Genomic DNA, 20869 nt, shown 5'->3' with positions numbered 1-20869 from the left:
TCGAGTCTTGGGGCTTCGTGCGTGGGTTCTGACATGGATTGAGTCCTCCTGTGGGCAGCAACGGTGTAGTCCCAGAGCGCTGGTTCACAACGCTAAGCAGGGGAGATGCAGGTCACAATCCTCGAAGCGAAGGCGCGGTGTCCTGGAAGCGAAGATGGCGCATTTCGTCGGCAAGGCATAATATATTTATATGATGTGATGCACGTCACCAGAGGAAGGAGTGGGTCTTGCTACAGGCAGCAGCGGCGTCGAGCCTCCGGAAGTTTCGGACCGGCGATCCCGATGTCGCCCACAGACACGTAGCCACGACCTTTGCGAACCACGAGTTGACTGTGGACGATCGGCAGCCAGTCGACTTTCGCCTCGACACAATTTCGTCGGGACGCCTGACGCTGGGTCGCATGTCCTACGGGGCGACGGCCATTCTCAACGGTCCCCCGATGCAATCCTGCTATCACGTCAACTTCTTGATGGAGGGCAGCAGTGTCGTCGAGCAGCGAGGCGTTCGGAGGAACTTGGATGCGAGGCAAGCCGGCGTCGTCTTCGTACCCGATGCACCCGTGATGATTAATTGGAGCGCGGACGCAACGCAATATCATCTGAAGCTGCCCATCGACACGCTGGAGACCCATGCGGGTACTTTGCTCGGCCGACCAGAGAAGCAGGAAGTTCGCTTCGACTTGACCTTCGATACGGCCGCTGGAGCAGGCAGGTCGCTCCTCGCCGCCGTGAAGTTCCTTTACCGAGAACTCGCACGTGAGGAGGGGATAGCCACGATGCCTCTCGCACGCCACGATTTCGAATCCTCGCTCATGACCCAACTGCTGCTCACCGTTCCGAACCAGCTGACACCAGCACTCGTCGGGCCGTCCCCGCGCGCTGGGTCGCCAACGGTCCGGCACTTGATCGACTTCATCGACGCACACCCCGACGAGGCGATGACGACGGCCGATCTTGCCGCCAGAGCAGGCGTGACCGCGCGGGCTCTGCAGCTTGGATTTCAGCAGGCTGTCGGAATGCCCCCCAGTGAGTACGTACGTTCGGTGCGGCTCGATCGAGTCCGCACCGATTTGGCGATGGGTCGGTCGGAATCGGTCAGCGCTTCTGCCGCACGGTGGGGCTTTTTCCACCTCGGGAGGTTCGCCCGACAGTACCGCGAAAAGTTCGGCGAACTGCCCTCCGAAACACTGAACCGCTCGATGAGATAAAACGGAAGAACGGTACGGCCGGCTGCACCTGGACGGTGGTTCCGGCCGTACACAGCCTGGAGTCCGAACGATGCACGCTCGCTTTCGAAATCGACTGCAGCACTTCCGCTGGCCTCTAGGTCGACGTACAGATTGCGCACTCGGGGTCGAGAAACGGTTGACGCACAGACTGCGCTCGGTGACAGCGCGGCGATTTCGGTGTAGAACGCGGCGGACAGACTGTTTAACGCCAGGATCGCCATCGTGCAATCCATGACCAGAACGGGCGTGTCGACCAGGACAGCGGTCAACAGATGGGGCTTCGCCGGGGTGCCGAGGTTGCCATCCGGCAGAAAATGGTACATTATGTCGAGTCTCTGAATCCGGGAAGGTGCGACCGACGATGGTCCTGAATGACAGATCAAGGCGACAGCAACTTCCAGAGGAAGTTGCCTCGTACGTACGCGAGATGATCATTTCCGGCGAGGTGCGCGCGGGCGATTTTCTCCGCATCGAGCGGATCGCCGAAGCCGTGGGAGTCAGCACGACGCCCGTGCGCGAGGGACTCCTTGCGCTCCGGAGCGAAGGCTTCGTCGAGATGGTTCCCCGGCGAGGTTTCGTCGTGGCCCCCTTCACGAAGCAAGACGTGCGCGACCTCTTCTGGGCTCAGGCGCAACTGGCCGGTGAACTGGCCGCCCGCGCCGCGAAGAACATCACACCCCAGCAGATCGCCGAGCTCGAGGGAATTCTTCACCAGCACCAGGAGGCCATCGCCCAGGGCGACACGGAACGTATCGCCTCCCTCGGCCATGCGTTCCACCGCAAGATCAACCTGACCGCGGACTCTCCGCGCCTCGCCCGACTGCTGGGCTCCGTCGTCACGAATCTTCCGAACCGCTTCTACGCCACCATCGAGGGCCACATCACTACCACGCAGGAGGAGCACCCCGTCCTGCTCGAGGCCCTGCGCAAGCACGCGGGCAAGAGAGCCAAGGCTCTCATGGAATCGCACATCCTGGACGGCGCAGATCACTTGATCGAGGAACTCGAGCAGCGCGGACTGTGGGATGCCGACGACGAGGCGAACGCGGGCTGATCGCCGGTCTGCCGCCGTCCCCGCTCTCGCGAATCTGTATCGCCTGGTGTGGGCGGGCTTTCCGTGCAACCCCTGGGTGAGCCGACTGGGCACGGTCGAGAGTAGTGCATGTGCTTCGAGCGGATCCTTCGGCAACGTGATGATGAAGTGCCAGGAATCTGCGCTCCAGCGCACCAGCACGGGGCCTGCCTGGAACTGGGTGGCAAGTCGCCCGACATCGCCTTCGCCGATGCCGATCTGGACAAGGCCGTGCCCGGCGCCGCCATGGGTCTGACAACCGACCCTTCCCGGCGGCCGGGTCTGTTCCTACTGTGGATCCATGGACATCGCCAAGGACGTCAAAGAGTTCTTGATGACCCGGCGGGCGAAGATCACCCCGGAGCAAGTGGGCCTGCCACCCGGCCGGCGACGTCGGGTGCCGGGCCTGCGGCGTGAGGAGGTCGCCCAGTTGGCGGGGGTCAGCATCGAGTACTACACCCAGATCGAACGCGGGAACGTCGCCGGAGTCTCCGAGGACGTCCTATACGCCGTCGCCCGCGCATTGCGACTCTCCGAGGAAGAAACGGCGCACCTGTTCGACCTTGTGCGGGCCGCCGGCATCTCGACGGGCGCCGCGCGGTCTCCGCGGGCCGACCGGAAGATCCCCGACGGCGTGCAGGCGCTGATCGACGGCATGGTCGACTCGCCGGCGGTCGTGCTGAACGGGCACCTCGACATCGTTGCCGCCAATCCGCTCGGACGCACGCTGTACGCGCCGGTCTTCGCGGGGGCGACGGGAGTGCCGAACCTCGTCCGATTCATCTTCTTCGACCCGCACGCCGACGACGTGTTCCCGGAGTGGAACACCGCGGCCGACGACGCCGTGGCCCTGCTGCGAGTGGAGGCCGCACACTCGCCCCACTCCGCCGTCGTCACCGGGCTCGTGGGCGAACTCGCCGCTCGGAGCGAGGAATTCCGCACCCGCTGGGACGCCCACAACGTGAAGGCGCATCGGCACGGCGTCAAACAGTTCAGGCATCCGGAGGTCGGTGACCTGTCTCTGACCTACAACGTGTTCGACATCACCGGCGCGGACGGACTGTCCCTCGTCGGTTACACCGCGGAACCGCAGTCGACGTCCGAACAGGCTCTGCGACTGCTCGCAATCGTGACCGCAACCGATACACCCTCCACGGCATCCGAATAGGGCGCTACCGGTCCTGCCAGGTGACGACCTCGTCGAGCGTCGCGCGTGCCGTCCGGTAGCTGTTCGCCGGGTGGTCGAGGTCGGCGTAGCCGAAGGAGATCCCGACGAGAATCTTGCGGTCGTCCGTGATGCCGAAATGCTCACGGATGAAGGGGGACTGGCTCGCCAGGGCGGCCTGCGGGATCGTGGCGATCCCCAGGCTCCGCGCCGCCAGCAAGAGGGTGCCGAGGTAGAGGCCGGAATCCACCGCGCCGTACACGCCCTGCTCGGCGTCAGTCGTGATGATCGCGATGTGCGGAGCGCCGAACAGGCGGAAGTTCTCGAACGACTGGCGTGCGGACGCGGCGCGGTCACCGCGTTCGACTCCCACGGCCTGATACAGCTGCCAACCGCTCGCCCGGCGCCGGTCGCGGTAGACCCCGCGGTACTCCGCAGGCGGATCGAATTCGAAGGCGGCACCATGTTGCTGCGCGTACTCCGCGAGACCGTCGCGGAATCGCTCGGTTGCCGCACCGCTGGTCACGATGACCTGCCAGGGCTGCGTGTTGCACCACGACGCGGCCCGCTGCGCCAGCGTGAACATGCGCTCGATGAGCGGGCGCGGAACCTCGCGCGGCTCGAACGCGCGGCAACTCCACCGTGTCGACAGCAGGTTCTCCAGCACGGCGGACTCATCGTCGACGGGACCCACCGCGAGCCCTTCGGTCGATACATCGGCAGACATCGATTACTCACCCATCGTCGTTCGAATGCGGAATACGTGCCCCCGGTCGGGGCACGATCAGGCTGAGGGTTCGACGAACAGAACGTCCGCCTGCACCAGGTCGTCGATCTGCTCGGCGGAGTACACCTCCGAGGCGACGTCGCGGCTGTCGGCGCCGACCCGCGGCGCGGTGCCCGCCCGATCGGGGCGTTCGCCCGCGAACCGCCACGGCGGGCGGATGAGCGCCAGCCCGTCCTGCTGCCGTTCGACCAATTCGAGCCATTCCACCTGCTCGTGCTCGACGAATCCGGTCATCGACAACACTGGGGCGAACGGCACGTCCGCAGCGGAGAGGGCGTCCTCCCAGTGCTGCAGCGACTGCTGCTCGAACTCGGCTTCGACGATCTTGGCCAGCTCGTGGTAGTTCGACTCCCGGGGGCGGTACTCGGCGAAGCGGGGATCCTCGGTGAGATCCATCCGGTTCATCGCCGTGCACAGCGAGCGCCAGAATTTCTGAGAGGACGACAGGTGGACCGCCAGATACTCGCCGGTGGCGGTCTTGACGCAGAAATTCTGCGCCTGCGGATGCCTACTCTGCCTGCTCGGGTCGTATCCCAGTTCGAAGGACTGCGTGATCCCATCGGTCGCCAGAACGCTGACTGCCTCCATGATCGACGTCTCCACATGTTGCGGTGAGCCGGTGCGCAGCCGTCCGACCAGCGCCGCGAGGACGCCCGTCGCCGTACTCAGTCCGGTGATCAGATCCGCGCTCAGCCCGCCGGCCAGCTGGGGCCGGGCGTCGTCGCCGAACAGGGAGTAGAGACCGCCGAACGCATGCCCGATCGTGTCGTAGGCGGGGCGGCTCGCCAGCGGACCACCCGAGCCGAACCCGGTCACCGACCCGTAGACGAGGTCGGATCGCAGCGCGCGGCACTCGTCGGGTCCGAGGCCCATCGCCGCAAGCTTGCCCGGCCGCAGGTTCTCGAGGACCACGTCGAAGTGCGGCACGAGGGCCTTGACCAGCGCGACGCCTTCGGGACGCTTCAGGTCGATCGACAGGCTCCGCTTTCCGGTGTTGTACTGGCGGAAGTAGGGGCTGCCGTCGTTCTGGTGGCGACGGAAGTCCTCCCCCACGACGGGCTTCTCCACCTTCACGACCTCTGCGCCGAGAGCGCACAGGATCGACGTGGCGAACGGAAGGGCGATGTAACCCCCGATCTCCAGGATGCGGATCCCGTCGAGCGGCTTGTGCTGCATGGATGTGCCTCCGTGAGGTTAGAGTGACAATATAATACATTATCCGTAGATCGTGTTCTGTCAAGGTTGGACCCACCTCACCCTGCCGCCCGCGGCAATCTCGCGGGAGACCCTGGCTACAGGGGTACCGGCAGCCTCTCCTTCTCACGCCGAAACCGCCTTAACCTCGGATCACGTAGATCGCCGACATCAGGAGATGACGACATGGCATGGCACAGCGACCAACTCGACACAATCGGCCACACCGAGGAACTGCACATCAGCAGCTATCGGCGCGACGGCTCCCTGCGCCGCTGGATACCGATCTGGGTCGTGGGTCGCCGACGACCTCTACGTCCGGTCCGCGTTCGGCCCGGACGGCGGCTGGTACCGAAACGCGATGCGGGACAACACCGCGCGGATCAGGGCCGACGGCGTCGAGACCGACGTGACCCTGCACCTGACCAACGACCCCGCGACGAACGCCGCAGTCGAGGCGGCGTACAAGGCCAAGTACCGCAACCAGCCCGCCGCGCTGGAACCGATGGTCGCGAACACCGCCGCTGAAACGACTGTCCGCCTCGACGCCGCCGGATAGGATTCGGACGCCGAGGAGGAATCCATGATGGTCAGGCAAGCACGCAGCACTCACCGTGAGGTCTCGCCGCTCGAGCTGTTCTTCGACCTCGTGTTCGTGCTGGCGATCGGTCAGCTCACGCACCATCTCGTCGACCACCTGACCTGGCACGGCGCCGCCGAAACCCTCGTGGCACTCGTTGCGGTGTGCGGGGTCTGGGCGTTCACCACGTTCGAGGTCACCCTCCTCGACATCGAACGCACGGCCACCCGGGCCGTGACGATCACGGTGATGGGCCTCGGCCTGTTCATGAACGCCGGCATCGGGCACGCCTTCGACGAAAGCCCTTGGCTCTTCGTCGTTCCCATGCTGCTGGCGCTGATCGGCCCCGCCGTCTACGCGGCGGCCACCGCCCCGACGCCCAGCCTCCGCACGCACTTCCTGCATGTACTGATCTGGTTCGCGGTCTCGGCGCCGTTCTGGGTGGCCGGCGCAGCACTCGACCCGAAGTGGCGCCTGTGGCTGTGGGCGGTGGCCGCGCTCGTCGACCTCGTCGGAACCTGGAGCGCGCACCCGCTGCCGGGCGGACGCACACACACGCAGCAACTTCCGTTCGATGCGGAGCACATGCTCGAGCGGATGCGACTGTTCCTCATCATCCTGCTGGGCGAGACGGTCCTGACCCTGGGACGCGTGATTGCCGCCCATCATTCCGATGCACTGACGCTTGCGCTGGCGGCGGGGTGCTTCGTCGCGCTCGTCTGCCTGTGGGCCGTCTACTTCGGGCGCGCCGAACAGCTCGTGGAAAGTCATATCGCCGCCACCGAAAACCCCATCCGATCCGTACACATCGGTATCAACGTGATCTACGGCGTCGTCACCGGACTCGTCATGTTCGCCGCGGGCAGCGAGTTGGTGCTCGCCCATGCCGGCGACGACCGGGCGGGGGTCGGCGGCGTGCTGATGCTCGCAGGTCCGGCGATCTACCTGCTCTCGCACGCAATCTACTTCCGGCTCACCACCCACACCGGCTGGGTTCCGCGCGCCGTCGGCGCCGCCGTGCTCGGATCGGCCTCCGTCGCGGCGTACTGGCTGCCGTCCTACGCCGTCGTCCTCGCACTGGTCCTCATACTCCTCGCGGTGGCCGTGACCCTCACCCGGGACGCGTCGCAGAGCGAATCCTGAACTCGCCGTTGCCCTCCTTCACGAATTTCATGAGGGCTGATGTGCCGAGCTGTCGGTGGCGATCCAGCTGGACAGCAGGCGGAGAGCCTCCTCGGAGGAGGAACCTGGCGACGCGGTGAATCCGAACAGGGTGAGACCGGCCGCACTGGCAACCTCGAGCGCCTCGAAACGCAGCGTCAGGTCACCGACGACCGGATGATGGAACCGCTTGGTGCCGCGCCGGTGCGCCTTGATGTCGTGAGCCGCCCAGCGAGTGCGGAACTCGTCGCTGCGGGTAGCGAGCTCGCCGACGAGACCGGTGACCGCCGCCGAATACGGCGACCGCGCCGCCTCCACCCGCAGCATCGCGACGGCGTCGTCGGCCGCGTTGTTCCAGTCGGGGAACGTTTCGTCGGCGCGGCGGTCGAGGAAGATGAACCGGGCCAGGTTGGGCACGCCGTCCACGCGGTCGTACACGTCGGCGTACAGCGCGCGACCGAGCGCATTGGCGCCGACGATGTCGAGGTGACCATTCTGCACGACGGCGGGGGCGGTGATCATCGCATCGACGAGCGCCTGGACCGGCTCCGGCATCTCGACACGCGCCTTGGCGGGCTTACGCCTGCGGGGCTTCGTGGCCGTGGCGCGGGCGAGGGTGAACAGATGCTTCGTCTCCTCGTCGTCGAGTCGCAGCGCGGTCGCGATGGCGTCCAGCACCTCGTCGGACACACCCGACACGCCGCCGCGTTCGATCTGTACGTAGTACTCGGCGCTCACTCCGGCGAGCAGTGCGACTTCCTCGCGACGTAGCCCGGCGACCCGACGTCGGCCGCCGGCGGGCAGGCCCACCTGGTCGGGTGTGATGCGTGCGCGGCGGGTCGTCAGGAAGTCCTTGATCTCCTTGGCGATCTCCATACCTGCAGCCTAGGGACCTCCGACAGCCCGAGGGAGAGGCTGCCGGTACCCCCGATAACCGGCCTCTGGTACAGCCCCGCGCGTCGCAGCAGAGTGATGAGTGCGGGTCGCGGACATCGTCCACGACGCAATGAGATTCACACCGCCGGGCTCCGGCGGAGACGAAGGGAGATCAGTTCATGGCCACCGAGAGGATCGAGACCGTCAGCGTCAAGACCCCGTACTGGGACATCGCGGCGGACATCTACTTCCCGCCCGGATTCGACGAGACGAAGAAGTACCCGGCCATCATCAGCGCGCACCCCATCGGCAGCTGCAAGGAGCAGACGTCCGGCAATGTGTACGGCACCGCCCTCGCCGACGCCGGCTACGTCGTCATCGCATTCGACGCCAGCTACCAGGGCGCCAGCGGCGGCGAACCCCGATTCATCGAAGACCCGGCGCAACGAGTCGAGGACTTCGGCTTCGTCGTCGACCACCTCGTCACCCTCCCCTACGTCGACGCCGACCGGATCGGCGTGCTCGGCATCTGCGGCGGCGGCGGATACTCCATCGCCGCCGCGAAGACCGACCGACGCATCAAGGTCGTCGGCAGCGTCGTCGGCGTCAACTTCGGCCACCTCCTGCACGAGGCGTTCAGTGCCTACGACCCGATCGCAACACTGGACGCGATCGCCGCGCAGCGCACCGCCGAGGCCCGCGGCGCCGAACCGAATGTCGAGAACCTGCTGCCGCCCACCGTGGACGCGGCGGCCGGGACGGGACTCGACGTCGTCGAGGCCACCGACTACTACAAGACACCCCGCGGGGAGAAGCCGAACGGCGCCACCCGCAGCCTGATCTCACGACGAGCAGCGGGATACGGGTGGGACGCCCTCACCCACGCCGAAGTACTCCTCACCCAGCCGCTGTGTGTCGTCGTCGGCGACAAGCCCGGTGCGTTCGGTTCCTACCGTGACGGCCTCGAGATCTACCGCCGCGCCCGCTCCGAGACAAAGCAACTCGTCGTGGCCGAAGGCTTCTCGCACTACGACCTGTACGACCAGCCCGAGCCCGTCACGATCGCCCTCGACGCCCTGATCCCGTTCTACGACACCAACCTCTGACCACGCGCGACAACACCCCCATCAAAGAAAGAGACACAGCAATGGACAGCATCACCTTCCTCGTTCCAGGGCGAGAGCGGCGGCGACCCCCACCACCTGGAGGACCCTGCAGCGCGAGTCGAGGACGTGCGCGCGGCCGTCGACTTCCTGCAGAGCCTGGACTACGTGGACGCCGAGCGGATCGGTGTTCTCGGTGTCTGCGCCGGCGGCGGGTACGCCGTGAACGCGGCCCTGACCGACTACCGGATCAAGGCTGTCACCACCGTCAGCGCCCTGAACATCGGCACCTCGTTCCGGCGCGGGTGGTACGGAACCGACTCCGACGCGGCCGCGGTGCCCACACTGCAGGCCGTCGCTCAGCAGCGGACCGCCGAGGCCCAGGGTGCAGATCCGGCGTACATCCCGTACGTTCCGGAACAGCCGGACGAGAGCACTCCGCGCGACCTGGTCGAGGCACACGATTACTACCTCACCCCGCGTGCGCAGCACCCGAACGCGAAGAACAAGCAGCTGTTCACCAAGAGCATCTCCCGGATCTTCACATTCGACGCGTTCCACCTGGTCGAGGACCTGTTCACGGCACCGCTGCTCATCGTCGCGGGCAGTGAAGCCGGTTCGCTGTGGATGTCCACCGAACTGCACAGCCGGGTGCGCAGCCCCAAGAAGCTGGTGGTCGTCGACGGCGGCGCCCACATGGACTTCTACGACGTGCCGAAGTACGTCGACCACGCCGTCGCGGAAGCTACGCCGTTCTTCCGGGAGAACCTCGCGGCTCGCCCAGTCGAGAACTGACATCACGACGAAAGCCCCGCATCCTGCCGGATGCGGGGCTCTTCGGTCAATCCGCTCAGGCGTGGGCCATGATGGCTTCGGCCTGCGCGATGATGCCCTCGGCGGTCTTCACGTGGGCGATGTCGATGTGCTGGCCCTCGAAGTCGACGGCCGCGCTACCGGCGGCCTCGGCGACCTTGAATGCCTCGATCATGCGGCGGTAGAAGTCGACCTGCTCGGGGGACGGCGTGAACACGTCGTTGGCGATGGCGATGTGCGAGGGGTGAATGCACACCATGCCGCGGTAGCCGAGCTGCTTGTTGTCCAGGCAGAACTGCCGGGCGCCGTCGAGGTCCTTGATGTCCTGCCACACGCCGGCGACGGGATGGTGCAGGCCGGCCGCGCGGGCTGCGAGGACGATGCGGCTCCGCAGGTACAGCGTCTCCAAGCCGGCCGGGGTGAACTCGAAGCCCAGCTCCCGACCCACGTCCGCACTCGGTCCGGTGGCGCCCAGCAGGCTGCGGATGCGCGGGGTGGCGGCGGCCATCTCCTCGCAGTGCGCCATCGAGACTGCCGTCTCGTAGCTCACGATGAGGCCTACGCTGCCGGCTTCGAGGCCTTCACGTGCCTCGATGTGCGACACCACCGCATCGATGCGCACGAGTTCCTCGGCGTCGAAGACCTTGGGCAGGAACAGACCGGCCAGCCCGGGCCGGATCACGGCCTCGAGGTCCTTGCCCTGGATTCCGGACACGGACGCGTTGGGCCGCACCCACAAGTCGGCGCGGACACCGTCGGCATGGAGGCGGTCGATCGTGTCGGCGACGATCAGGCGCGCCTCGTCCTTGTCCGCGACGGGAACCGAGTCTTCCAGGTCGAGGATCAGGGCGTCGGCGCCGGAGGCCAGCCCCTTGTCGGCCCAGGAAGGCTTGTGACCGGGCACGAACAGCATGGAACGGTACGGATTCATGAACTCTCCTCAGTAGTGGGTATGGGAAGTAGGGGTCAGGACTCGTCGGCGTAGAGAACGCCGGACGCGAGCAGCTCGTCGATCTTCTCGGCGGGGAGCACCTCGCCCGCGACCGAACGGGTGTCGGCGCCGACCTTGGGAGCACGGTCACCGCGGTCCGGGCGTTCGCCGTCGAACGTCCACGGCGGCCGGATCAGGGCCAGGCCGTCGGGTTGCCACTCGACCAGGTCCAGGTGCTCGACCTGCTCGTGCTCGAGGTAACCGGTCATCGACAGGACGGGCGCGAACGGCACGTCGGCTTCGGTGAGGACCTTTTCCCAGTGGTCCTTCGATTGATTGGCGAACTCCGCCTCGACGATCGGCACCAGCTCGAAGTAGTTCGACTCCCGCGGGCGGTACTCGGCGAACCGGGGGTCCTCGGCCAGGTCCATGCGGTCCATCGCGCGGCACAGCGACTGCCAGAACTTCTGCGAGGACGACAGGTGGACCGCCAGATACTCGCCGGTGGCGGTCTTGACGCAGAAGTTCTGCGCCTGCGGGTGGCGGCTCGTGCGGGCCGGATTGTCGCCGAGTTCGAAGGACTGCGTGATGCCATCGATGGTCAGAGCGCTGACGGCCTCCATGATCGACGTCTCCATCCGCTGCGGCTGCCCCGTCTTCAGCCGCCCGACGAGGGCCGCGAGGACGCCGGTTGCGGTGCTCAGACCGGTGACGAGGTCCGCGCTCAGGCCACCGGCCAGCTGCGGGTGGTCTCCGTCGCTGAACAGCGAGTACAGACCGCCGAAGGCGTGGCCGATCGTGTCGTAGGCGGGACGGTTGGCCAGCGGACCACCGGCGCCGAATCCGGTGACGGACCCGTACACGATGTCGGGGCGCAGGGCGCGGCAGTCCTCGGGGCCGAGCCCCATGGCCGCGACCTTGCCTGGGCGCAGGTTCTCGAGCACCACGTCGAAGTGCGGCACCAGCGCCTTGACCAGCGCGACGCCCTCCTCCGACTTCAGGTCGACCGACAGACTGCGCTTGCCGGTGTTGTACTGCCGGAAGTAGGGGCTGGCGTCGTTCTGATGGCGCCGGAAATCTTCTCCGACCACAGGGCGTTCGACTTTGACCACTTCGGCGCCGAGGGCGCACAGCATCGACGTCCCGAACGGGAGCGCGATATATCCCCCGATCTCGAGGATCCGAATACCGTCGAGCGGCTTGTGCTGCATATTGCCTCCCCTTCGTCTCCACAAAATATTATATATCGTTTACAGTGAGGTCAAGTCCCGTTGGATCCGGGGTACCCCGCCGAGACGCTTCCCAGTCGGGGCGATCACGGCAGGCACTTCCGCGGAGCTATGCAACATTATATACTTTGCATGGTGCAGCTCACATATCGAGCAGAAGGCTCCGCCCCACCAGGCCGGACACTTCGGTCCCGCCTGCGATCCGGACCACTTCCACCCCTTATCGACCAGCGAAGGAGCGGCACCATGAGTGTGCAGACAGAAATTTGGCAGGGACAGTACGACAAGCTGTTCATCGGCGGACGGTGGGTACAGCCGGCCTCCGAGCGCACGTTCGACGTGATCTCGCCGGCCACCGAGGAGCTCGTCGCGCGCGTCCCGGAAGGCGTCGAAGAAGACATCGACGCCGCGGTGAACGCGGCACGCGAGGCGTTCGACAAGGGGCCCTGGCCCCGGATGGCACTCGGCGAGCGGATCGCGGTCCTCCGGAAGCTCAGCGCGGAACTCGCAGCGCGCGAGGCCGACGCCGCCAGACTCGTCAGCGCCGAGATGGGTTGCCCGATCACCCTGTCCACGAAGATGCAGTCCATCGGACCGCGCCTGCTCCTGGACTCGTTCCTGGACCTCGCCCCCGCCTACCCGTGGGCCGACACGCGGTCGTCCGCAACCGGCAGCGCGCTGGTGACCCGCGAACCGGTCGGGGTCGTCGCAGGCATCGTGCCGTGGAACGCCCCGCTGCTCATCACCATGATCAAGCTCGCGCCGGCACTGCTCGCGGGCTGCACCATGGTCATCAAACCCTCCCCCGAGACCCCGCTCGACGCCTACCTGCTCGCCGACATTCTCGACAAGATCGGCCTCCCTGCCGGCGTCGTGAACATCGTCCCCGCGCAGCGCGAGGCCAGCGAATACCTCGTGCGCCACCGCGGTATCGACAAGGTCTCCTTCACCGGATCGACGGCCGCGGGCCGTCGGATCGCCTCACTCTGTGGTCAGGACCTGCGCCGCGTGACCCTCGAACTGGGAGGCAAGTCCGCCGCGGTCCTGCTCGACGACGCCGACCTCGAGGCCGCAGTCGCCGCGATCCGCGCGGTCTCGCTGCGCAACAGCGGCCAGGTGTGCAGCAACAAGACCCGAATCGTGGTGGCGCGCTCGCGACGCGACGAACTCCACGACCGGCTGGTTGACCTCATCAAGTCGATGCCCGTCGGCGACCCGTTCGACCCCGCCACCGAAATCGGCCCGATGGTCAGCGCCAATCAGCGGTCCCGAGTCGAGGGCTACATCGACGACGCGAAGGGATCCGGGGCCTCCCTGCTGGTGGGCGGCGGACGCCCCCACGGTCTCGACCGCGGCTGGTACGTCGAGCCCACGATCTTCACCGACGTCGACCCTGCCGCGAAGATTGCCCAGGAGGAGATCTTCGGCCCGGTACTCACGGTGCACACATTCGACACCGAAGCCGAGGCGATCGACATCGCCAACAATTCGGAGTACGGCCTCAACGGATCGGTGTTCGCCGCCGACCCCGAACACGCACTGGCGGTGGCCCGCCACATCCGCACCGGCACAATCGAAGTCAACGGAAACCCGGCGGGCTTCAGCGCCCCGATGGGCGGTTTCAAGAACAGCGGCATCGGCCGCGAGGCGGGCCTCGAGGGCTTCGACGCCTACGTCGAGCTCAAGTCCTACGGAATCCCGGGCGGCCTGCTCGGCTCGCTCTCCTGACCCAGATCTACCGAAAGGCACCACACATGGGCAACATCCCTCCCGTCGAAGAAGCTGCCGCCCGGCTCGTCACGGATCTGACCTTCGACTCCATCCCCGCCGACGCGCTCGCCGGTGCGCGTCGCCTGATGCAGGACCAGCTCGCCCTCCAGGTCGGTAGTGCGTCGCTGCCCTGGAGCAAGGCACTGCTCGAGCTGACGCTCGCAGCGCACGTTCCGGGCAAGGCACACGTCGCCGCGACAGGCGACGAGATGAGCGCCGCGGACGCGGCATTCGTCAACGCCTCCTTCGGCCATGGCTTCGAATACGACGACGCCCACCGCGCCAGCTCCTCGCACCCGGGCAGCTGCGTCGTGTCGGCCGCCCTGGCGGTCGGTGAGGAACTCGGCGCCACGATGCGCGAGGTGATCACCGGCATCGTCGCCGGCTACGAGGTGTACACCCGCATCGGCAACCTGGCGGCGCCCCAACTGCTCGAGCGCGGCTTCCACCCGCACGGGTTGCTGTCGAACTTCGGTGCGGCCGCCGTCGTCGCGAAGATGCGCGGCTTCGACGTCGAGACCACAGTGCACGCCCTCGCCATCGCCCTCAGCCACGCGTCGGGCACCACCGAGTACACGTCGTCCGGTGGCTCGATCAAACGCATCCACTCCGGCATCGGCACCCGCAACGGGATCCGCGCCGCCGAGATGGCGGCCGCGGGCATCACCGGTCCGACGACGTTCCTCACCGGCGGTAAGGGCTTCTACCGCACGTTCGTCGGACGTCCGGTCGCCGACGACGCCGCTGCCACGTTCGGCCTCGACAAGACGTTCGAGATCACCCGCGTGTGGGTCAAGCCCTACTGCTGCTGCGGCATCAACCATGCCTACATCGACGGCGCCCGCCAACTCGCGGCCCGGGCCGCAGACGTCGACTCGGTGTTGCTGGGCATCCAGACCGGCGGCGACGTGGTGATCGGCAACAAGAACGCCAACGCCTACGCACCGAAGATCATCGAGCACCTGCAGTACAGCCTGCCGTTCCAGTTCGCACTGTCGATCCTCGGCAAGGGCAACGGCTTCCGCACCCACAACGAGTACATGGCCGGACAGCTCGACCTCGGACCCGGCAGCGACGTCGCCGCCCTCGCCCAGAAAGTGAAAATCGAGGTCAAGCCCGAACTGGACACCGCCTACCCCGGCCGCTGGGTCGGCGACATCACCGTCACCTACACCGACGGCACCAGCGAACACCTGTTCATCGACAACCCCACCGGCACCGCCGAAAACCCGATGTCGCAGGAGGACCTCGACGCAAAGTTCCGCGACCTGACGGTGACCGCGATGGGCACCGAGTCCAGCGAAGCCCTGCTGCAGGCCATCCAGCACGGCGACCTCGACCAACCCGCTTCCGACTTCGCGGCGCTGCTGAAGGACTGATTCCCTCCGGCCGCCGGCCCCCACCGGGCCGGCGGCCGCTGACGAGAAAGAGAGCTGATGGACGCCCAGACCACAGCCCGGCCGATCCCCGTCGAGTTCACAGGATCTGGTGGGGTCCGCCTCGTCGGTGATCGGTGGGAGACCGACGATCGGCTGACCGATTCGACAGAGGGGACCGTTCTTCTCCTCCACGGCGGCGGTCAGACCAGGCACTCGTGGGATCGCACGGCGGCGCGACTGGCCGAGCGCGGCAGGCGCGCGGTCACTCTCGACGCACGAGGGCACGGTGACAGCGAATGGGCACCCGAGTACTCGGCCGAGCTTTTCGCGGCCGACCTCCAAGCGGTACTCACCGAACTCGGCGGTCGCGTCCTCGTCGTAGGAGCCTCGCTGGGCGGCCGGACGGGCATCGTCGTCGCGGGCGAACGCCCCCGTTCCCTCGCTGGGTTGGTGCTGGTCGACATCACGCATCGGACCGACCGCACCGGCCAGCGGAGGGTCCGCGACTTCCTGGGCGCGGCGCCCAACGGGTTCGCCTCGCTCGACGACGCGTCCGCGGCCATCGACGCCTTCCGCGGCACGCCACCCCGCCGTCGTCGCAGCGACGGGTTACGAAAGAACCTGCGTCTCAGAGGCGACGGCCGCTGGTACTGGCACTGGGATCCGGCCTTCGTCGGCTACGCGGACAATCGCGGTAATTCGGACGAGCGGCGACTCGCCGACCTGGCCGCCCGGATCACGGTTCCCACCTTGATAGTTCACGGAACCAAGTCGGAGATCGTCTCGCGGGAGGCGGTCGACGAGATGCTCGCGCTGGTGCCGAATTCGGAGGCCGTCGAGGTGGATGCGGGGCACATGATCGCCGGCGACGACAACGAGGCGTTCGCCCTGCACCTCGAAGGCTTCCTCGAACGGGCGCTCCCGTCACGCTGAGCAGAGTCAGCCCTTCGTGCCGGCGACCATCACGGCGACCATCGTGACCGGCTTGTCAGTGCGGTTGCTCCACGCGTGCTTGTTGCCCCGGTTGATCACCGTGTCGCCCGACCGCAGCAGGGTCTCGCCTGTCTCGTAGATCGCATAGATCTCCCCGTCGATGATCGTCGCGATATCGACGGTCTCGGTGGCATGCAAACCGACGATCTCCTCGCTGTCCGCCTTGGCGTCCTCGCCGTGCAGGTTTCCGATCGAGGCCGCATAGACAGCCGGATCGATTTCGCTGTCGGGTGGAAATGTCGCCAGGCGGACGACGAGCCCACTGGCCGGCGGCGCGAGTTCCACCTCGGATTCGAGGGTGTCGCCGTCGGTGAAGACGGCGGGGAGTGCATCGACCCTCCACACGTCGTTCACGGAGAAGGCGGGCAGTGCGACCCGCGTGCCGGTGGTCTCGTCCACGACGATCGTCGACTTGCCGTCGGCGTCGACTCCGGCGATCACGCGCCGTGCGGTTTTCTTCAGGTGCTCACCACTCATCACTGTCCCTTTCGTTCGATTGCGCCGCCGCCATGTTGTGACGCGCGTCTCAATTCGTACAGTATCATATATAATGTTGGAAATGCATTGGGTGGCGCGCGTGCAACGGAGTGTCCAGATAATTGGACACTTTCTCCCCGGCTCCCCGGCCTACGTTCAGCATGGCGAACTCGCCGAATCGAGGAACCACGGAGGTTGCATTGACGACTCGGAATCCACCGGCGGCCGAACAAAAGTGGTCGACCCAACGGGTGCGGCGAGCGCGAATACGTACGACCGTAATGGCGATCAGCCTTGCTGCGACTATGTCCGTCGGCGCTGCTGCCACTCCCTCGGCAGGCGCGGCTCCGACGAATGATGCGACGGGGCCGAGCTACCTCCTGGTCGGTGGCACCGGCTCGTCGAACATCGGGGTGTTGCGCGAATCCGGCGGTCGACTGACTCCCGTCGGACAGCCCGTGCCCACCGATACCGGCACGCTGTCGATCGCGGTCACACCGAATGGCCGGTTCGCGTATGTCGCACATACCGTCTCGGGAACACTGCAGGGATTCCGCGTCGGCGACGACGGCACACTCGAGCGCCTCGAGGACGCCCGCCGCGCCCCCGGTCGGCCGATCGTGGGTGCAGTCGTGAGCCCGGACGGGAGGTGGCTCTTCGCCACCGTCGGCTCGACGACCAATGACGTGCAGACGTATGCCGTCGCGCCGTCCGGCGCTCTGACACTCGTCGATTCGGTGACCATTCCCGGCGCGACGAGTGGCCTGTCCATTCCGGTGGTGTCGCCGGACAGCCGATTCCTGTTCGCGCCGAGCTTCATCGGGGCGACGATGAACTCCTACGCAATCGAATCCGACGGCAGGCTGACACCGACCGGCTCGCAGGTGCCGACCGGCGATCGCCCGGCGCTGCCGTCTGTGACGCCCAACGGCAAGTTCCTGTACATCACCAACGAGGGGACCAACGACGTCTCCGGCTACCGCATCGCGCCCGACGGTGCACTGACCCCGATCGGGCGCTTCCCGACGAAGGCGATTCCGCACGGCATGGCCATCACACCGGACGGCAGGTATCTCTACCTTCCCCAGAGCGGCGGTCAGAGTGTGAACGGATTCGAGATCCGAGACGACGGCGCCCTGGTTCCCGTGCCCGGCGCCGACGCACCCAGTGCACCGGGACACTTCCCCGGCCGCGTGGTGCTGAGCCCGGATACCCAGCGGCTCTATGCCATCGACACCCTGACCACGACCGGCACCGAGAAGGTGTTCACCTACCGGGTGAAGCCGGGCGGGGCACTCGAGGCCACGGGAGAACCGCCCGTCGATACGGGTGTGACGTTCTCCGACGGCGCCACCGGAGTGTTCGCATCCGTCGGTCCGGCGTGACCCACTCACCTACCCCGCACTACTGAATGAATTTGGAAGGGACATCGACATGGGACTACTGGACGGCAAGGTCGTCTTCATCACCGGCGCCGCACGCGGGCAGGGGCGAGCGCACGCGGTGACCGCGGCGAAGGAAGGAGCCGATGTCATCATCACCGACATCTGCTCACCCGTCGACGGGATTCGATACGCACTGGCAAGCAAGGAAGATCTCGGCAAGACACAGGCTCTCGTCGAGCAGGAAGGCCGACGGGCGGTCAGTGCCGTCGCCGACGTCCGTGACCAGGCCGCGCTCGACGCGGCAGTCGCTCTCGGGCTCGACGCCTTCGGCCGGCTCGACGCGGTCATCGCCAACGCCGGGCTGTGGGATCTCGGGCCCAAGTCCTGGGAGATCACCGAGCAGATGTGGACGACGGTCACCGACGTGGTACTCGGCGGCACCTTCCGGACGATCAAGGCCACCGCGCCGCATCTCGTCGAGCAGCGCGGCGGTGCGATCGTATGTATTGCATCGGTAGGCGGCCTGGAGGCTACGGCCGGATACACCCACTACATCACGGCCAAGCACGGCGTCCTCGGCCTGATGAAGAACACCGCTCTGGAGATCGCGGAGTACAACGTGCGATGCAACGCCGTCTGCCCCGGCGCGGTGGACGCGAAGATCTGGGACAACCCGATGGGCCACCAACTGTTCGTCGCCCCCGGCGAGACGGCCAACCGCGACGTGGCGATAGCCGCGACGTACGGTTATGCGCCGCTGGCCGGCCGGCCCGCGCTTCCGCCCAACGCCACCAGCAATGCCGCATGCTGGCTGCTGTCCGACTACGCCGAGCACATCACCGGTGTGGCCCTGCCGGTCGACGCGGGGCACCTCCTGCTCCCCGGCGTGAACTTCGCGCCGCAGACCGAGGGGCCGGAAGCCGATCGCTACCGTTCACCGGCCCAGTCGCCCGACGATCTGTGATGGCCTGACGACACCGGCCCCGACCGCTGCACGCGGCCGGGGCCGGTGTCTGTGCGTCCGACCCTTGCCCGAAGGGGACGCATATATTATATTGTGTTCTCGCTCACATGTGGTGCGAGTCCGTTCCCATCGCACCTGGCCAGGAGGTGGTGTCGGAGTGCCCGGTAGCTCAGCGCATTCCATGGTCGACGCTCGGCCGGAAATCGCGTCGTCGTGGATGCGTTCGCAATTGTCGGGTCTCGACTGCGATACGACGCCGAAGCTGGACAGGATCGACGTCGCCTCGGACGGATGCCTCCGACGCGCCGCGGCGCCCGTTCTGGATCGCGTCTGCCGCGAATTCGACGGTGCACCATTAGTGTTCGTTCTCGCCGACCACGACGCCAGGATCCTGGATATCCGGCACGCCAGTCCGGCCGTCCGCGACGCTGTCGACTGGATGGGCATCGAGCCCGGCATCCGGCTGGCCGAGGACGAGGTGGGAACCAATGCGGTGGGCACCGTCCTGGAAGCCCGGCAACCGCTGCTCGTCCACGGCCCCGAACACTTCATGTCCGCGTTCCACGATTTCAGCTGCTTCGGCCAGCCGATCATTCATCCGATCACGCGAAGACTCGAAGGCGTTCTCGATGTCGGAGGCGGCGCAGGCGAGGATCACCGGTACTTCGCGCCGATCGCCCAGCGGTTGGTCGGGGAGATCGAGGATCGGCTGGCGCTGAGCACCCCCGTCGCGCAACGAAATCTGCTGGCGGCCTTTCATTCCGCGGCACGGCGGAAGGAACGGCCGGTGATGGTGCTCGGCGAGGGAATGGTGCTCGCGACCCCGGCGGCCCTCGACCTCCTCGATCCCGCCGACCATGCGGCCGTCCGAGCCAGCGCCGACACCGCTCGCACAACGGCCGTCACCAATCGCCTGACGCTCGAATCCGGGCGCGAAGTGGAGTTCACCTGCACTCCGGTCGACGGCGGGAACGGCGTCCTGGTCGATTTCGCCACGGCGAGAACGAGTCCGAAGCTGCAACCACGACCCTCGGTCGAGGAATGGCCGCTCCTCGTCTTCGGAGAATCCGGCACCGGCCGGACGACCGAAGCGGTGCGTGCGGCCGGACCGGGCGGGGCGATCGTCGACGCCGCGGACGTCGTGCACACGGGTGAGCAGGCCTGGGCCGTCGGACTCGGCCGGCAGCTCGAGCATGATGGTGCCGTCGTGATCATCGAGAACGTCGACTTCCTCACCGACTCGATGGCCACATTGGTTGCCCGCCTCATCCGGGGCACGCGGCGACACGTCGTTCTGACCTCGACGAGTGCGGATGACGACGCGGCGATCCACCCCTCCCTGGTGGGGCTCTGCGCCGCACGACGTGAACTCGCTCCGCTCCGCCGGCGCCGCCACGAGATCCCCGGGCTGGCACGTCGGATGCTGGCGGAGGAAGCCGTGACGTCCGACCTACGCCTCACCTCGACGACGCTGCAGGTCCTGGCAGCACATCCGTGGCCGGGCAACCTCGCCGAACTCCGGCGGGTGGTCCACGCCCTGGCCCGGACCCGCTCGGCCGGAGACATCATTACGACCGACCTTCCCGCACCGTACCGGGAAGTCGGCACACCCCTGTCACCCATTCGACATGCCGAACGGGAAGTGATCGTCGCGGCGATCGAAGCGGCAGGCGGCAACAAGCTCAAGGCCGCGCAGTCACTCGGGGTGAGCCGGTCGACTCTCTACAACCGGCTCCGGGTTCTCAAGATCGCCTGACCTCT

19 protein-coding genes and 1 pseudogene are annotated in these 20869 nt (G+C 66.7%); 14 read left to right on the top strand and 6 right to left on the bottom strand.

Annotation, left to right across the window (positions count from 1 at the left end; genetic code table 11):
• Positions 1–227: 227 nt before the first annotated feature.
• The 4 genes and pseudogenes from JVH1_RS21795 (at position 228) to JVH1_RS21780 (ending at position 3469) form a co-directional block, all read left to right on the top strand.
• Positions 228–1208, top strand: a complete 981-nt coding sequence (locus JVH1_RS21795) for an AraC family transcriptional regulator (RefSeq protein WP_051033689.1) — start codon at positions 228–230, stop codon at positions 1206–1208.
• A 382-nt stretch (positions 1209–1590) separates the two neighbouring features.
• Entirely contained in the window at positions 1591–2283 is a 693-nt protein-coding gene (locus tag JVH1_RS21790; RefSeq protein ID WP_009475793.1) for a GntR family transcriptional regulator, read from the top strand.
• A 189-nt stretch (positions 2284–2472) separates the two neighbouring features.
• Positions 2473–2565: pseudogene (locus JVH1_RS21785) on the top strand (aldehyde dehydrogenase family protein); the annotation flags it as partial.
• A gap of 37 nt (positions 2566–2602) precedes the next feature.
• Positions 2603–3469, top strand: a complete 867-nt coding sequence (locus JVH1_RS21780) for a helix-turn-helix transcriptional regulator (RefSeq protein ID WP_043779521.1) — start codon at positions 2603–2605, stop codon at positions 3467–3469.
• A gap of 4 nt (positions 3470–3473) precedes the next feature.
• Here the strand turns inward: JVH1_RS21780 and JVH1_RS21775 are convergent, their stop codons facing one another.
• A complete protein-coding gene (locus JVH1_RS21775; RefSeq protein WP_009475796.1) occupies positions 3474–4193 on the bottom strand; it encodes a nitroreductase in 720 nt (239 codons plus the stop codon).
• 57 nt (positions 4194–4250) lie between these two features.
• Positions 4251–5429 carry a CaiB/BaiF CoA-transferase family protein gene (locus JVH1_RS21770; RefSeq protein ID WP_009475797.1) on the bottom strand — a complete coding sequence of 393 codons (1179 nt, stop codon included), beginning with the start codon at positions 5427–5429 and terminating at the stop codon, positions 4251–4253.
• A 196-nt stretch (positions 5430–5625) separates the two neighbouring features.
• Between JVH1_RS21770 and JVH1_RS21765 the strand changes: the two genes are divergently transcribed.
• Together JVH1_RS21765 and JVH1_RS21760 are read left to right on the top strand one after the other, a co-directional pair.
• The gene (locus tag JVH1_RS21765) at positions 5626–6006 is read left to right on the top strand and encodes a DUF2255 family protein (RefSeq protein WP_009475798.1); all 381 of its coding nucleotides are present in this window, start codon (positions 5626–5628) and stop codon (positions 6004–6006) included.
• A 24-nt stretch (positions 6007–6030) separates the two neighbouring features.
• Positions 6031–7170, top strand: a complete 1140-nt coding sequence (locus JVH1_RS21760) for a low temperature requirement protein A (protein ID WP_009475799.1) — start codon at positions 6031–6033, stop codon at positions 7168–7170.
• Between the two features lie 27 nt (positions 7171–7197).
• Here the strand turns inward: JVH1_RS21760 and JVH1_RS21755 are convergent, their stop codons facing one another.
• Positions 7198–8064 carry a helix-turn-helix domain-containing protein gene (locus tag JVH1_RS21755; protein WP_371113020.1) on the bottom strand — a complete coding sequence of 289 codons (867 nt, stop codon included), beginning with the start codon at positions 8062–8064 and terminating at the stop codon, positions 7198–7200.
• Between the two features lie 179 nt (positions 8065–8243).
• On the opposite strand from JVH1_RS21755, the gene JVH1_RS21750 reads away from it, so the two are divergent.
• Positions 8244–9170: an alpha/beta hydrolase gene (locus JVH1_RS21750; protein ID WP_371113019.1), complete on the top strand. Its 927-nt coding sequence runs from the start codon at positions 8244–8246 to the stop codon at positions 9168–9170.
• Positions 9171–9266: 96 nt separating this feature from the next.
• Entirely contained in the window at positions 9267–9962 is a 696-nt protein-coding gene (locus JVH1_RS21745; protein ID WP_272943928.1) for an alpha/beta hydrolase, read from the top strand.
• A 55-nt stretch (positions 9963–10017) separates the two neighbouring features.
• Here JVH1_RS21745 and JVH1_RS21740 read toward each other — a convergent pair whose 3' ends face one another.
• Both JVH1_RS21740 and JVH1_RS21735 read right to left on the bottom strand, forming a co-directional pair.
• Positions 10018–10911: a CoA ester lyase gene (locus tag JVH1_RS21740; RefSeq protein WP_009475347.1), complete on the bottom strand. Its 894-nt coding sequence runs from the start codon at positions 10909–10911 to the stop codon at positions 10018–10020.
• A gap of 35 nt (positions 10912–10946) precedes the next feature.
• The gene (locus JVH1_RS21735; RefSeq protein ID WP_009475348.1) at positions 10947–12122 is read right to left on the bottom strand and encodes a CaiB/BaiF CoA-transferase family protein; all 1176 of its coding nucleotides are present in this window, start codon (positions 12120–12122) and stop codon (positions 10947–10949) included.
• A 264-nt stretch (positions 12123–12386) separates the two neighbouring features.
• On the opposite strand from JVH1_RS21735, the gene JVH1_RS21730 reads away from it, so the two are divergent.
• The 3 genes from JVH1_RS21730 to JVH1_RS21720 are packed head-to-tail and all read left to right on the top strand — an operon-like array spanning position 12387 to position 16222.
• Positions 12387–13868 (top strand): aldehyde dehydrogenase, encoded by a 1482-nt coding sequence (locus JVH1_RS21730; RefSeq protein WP_009475349.1) that lies wholly within the window; start codon positions 12387–12389, stop codon positions 13866–13868.
• A 26-nt stretch (positions 13869–13894) separates the two neighbouring features.
• Positions 13895–15289: an MmgE/PrpD family protein gene (locus JVH1_RS21725; RefSeq protein WP_009475350.1), complete on the top strand. Its 1395-nt coding sequence runs from the start codon at positions 13895–13897 to the stop codon at positions 15287–15289.
• A gap of 57 nt (positions 15290–15346) precedes the next feature.
• The gene (locus tag JVH1_RS21720) at positions 15347–16222 is read left to right on the top strand and encodes an alpha/beta fold hydrolase (protein ID WP_009475351.1); all 876 of its coding nucleotides are present in this window, start codon (positions 15347–15349) and stop codon (positions 16220–16222) included.
• A gap of 6 nt (positions 16223–16228) precedes the next feature.
• Here JVH1_RS21720 and JVH1_RS21715 read toward each other — a convergent pair whose 3' ends face one another.
• On the bottom strand, positions 16229–16759 hold the full coding sequence (locus JVH1_RS21715) for a cupin domain-containing protein (RefSeq protein ID WP_043779207.1): 531 nt from the start codon (positions 16757–16759) through the stop codon (positions 16229–16231).
• A gap of 281 nt (positions 16760–17040) precedes the next feature.
• Between JVH1_RS21715 and JVH1_RS21710 the strand changes: the two genes are divergently transcribed.
• The 3 genes from JVH1_RS21710 to JVH1_RS21700 all read left to right on the top strand — a co-directional run bounded on the left by JVH1_RS21710 (position 17041) and on the right by JVH1_RS21700 (position 20864).
• Positions 17041–18144, top strand: coding sequence for a beta-propeller fold lactonase family protein (locus JVH1_RS21710; protein ID WP_009475353.1), 1104 nt, complete (start codon positions 17041–17043; stop codon positions 18142–18144).
• 49 nt (positions 18145–18193) lie between these two features.
• On the top strand, positions 18194–19108 hold the full coding sequence (locus JVH1_RS21705; protein WP_009475354.1) for a mycofactocin-coupled SDR family oxidoreductase: 915 nt from the start codon (positions 18194–18196) through the stop codon (positions 19106–19108).
• A 157-nt stretch (positions 19109–19265) separates the two neighbouring features.
• Entirely contained in the window at positions 19266–20864 is a 1599-nt protein-coding gene (locus tag JVH1_RS21700) for a sigma-54-dependent Fis family transcriptional regulator (protein ID WP_009475355.1), read from the top strand.
• Positions 20865–20869 lie beyond the last annotated feature (5 nt).

The sequence above is a fragment of the Rhodococcus sp. JVH1 genome (assembly GCF_000280725.2).
GTDB classification, from domain to species: Bacteria; Actinomycetota; Actinomycetes; order Mycobacteriales; family Mycobacteriaceae; genus Rhodococcus_F; species Rhodococcus_F jostii_A.
This window is presented reverse-complemented; position numbering and strand designations above follow the sequence as displayed.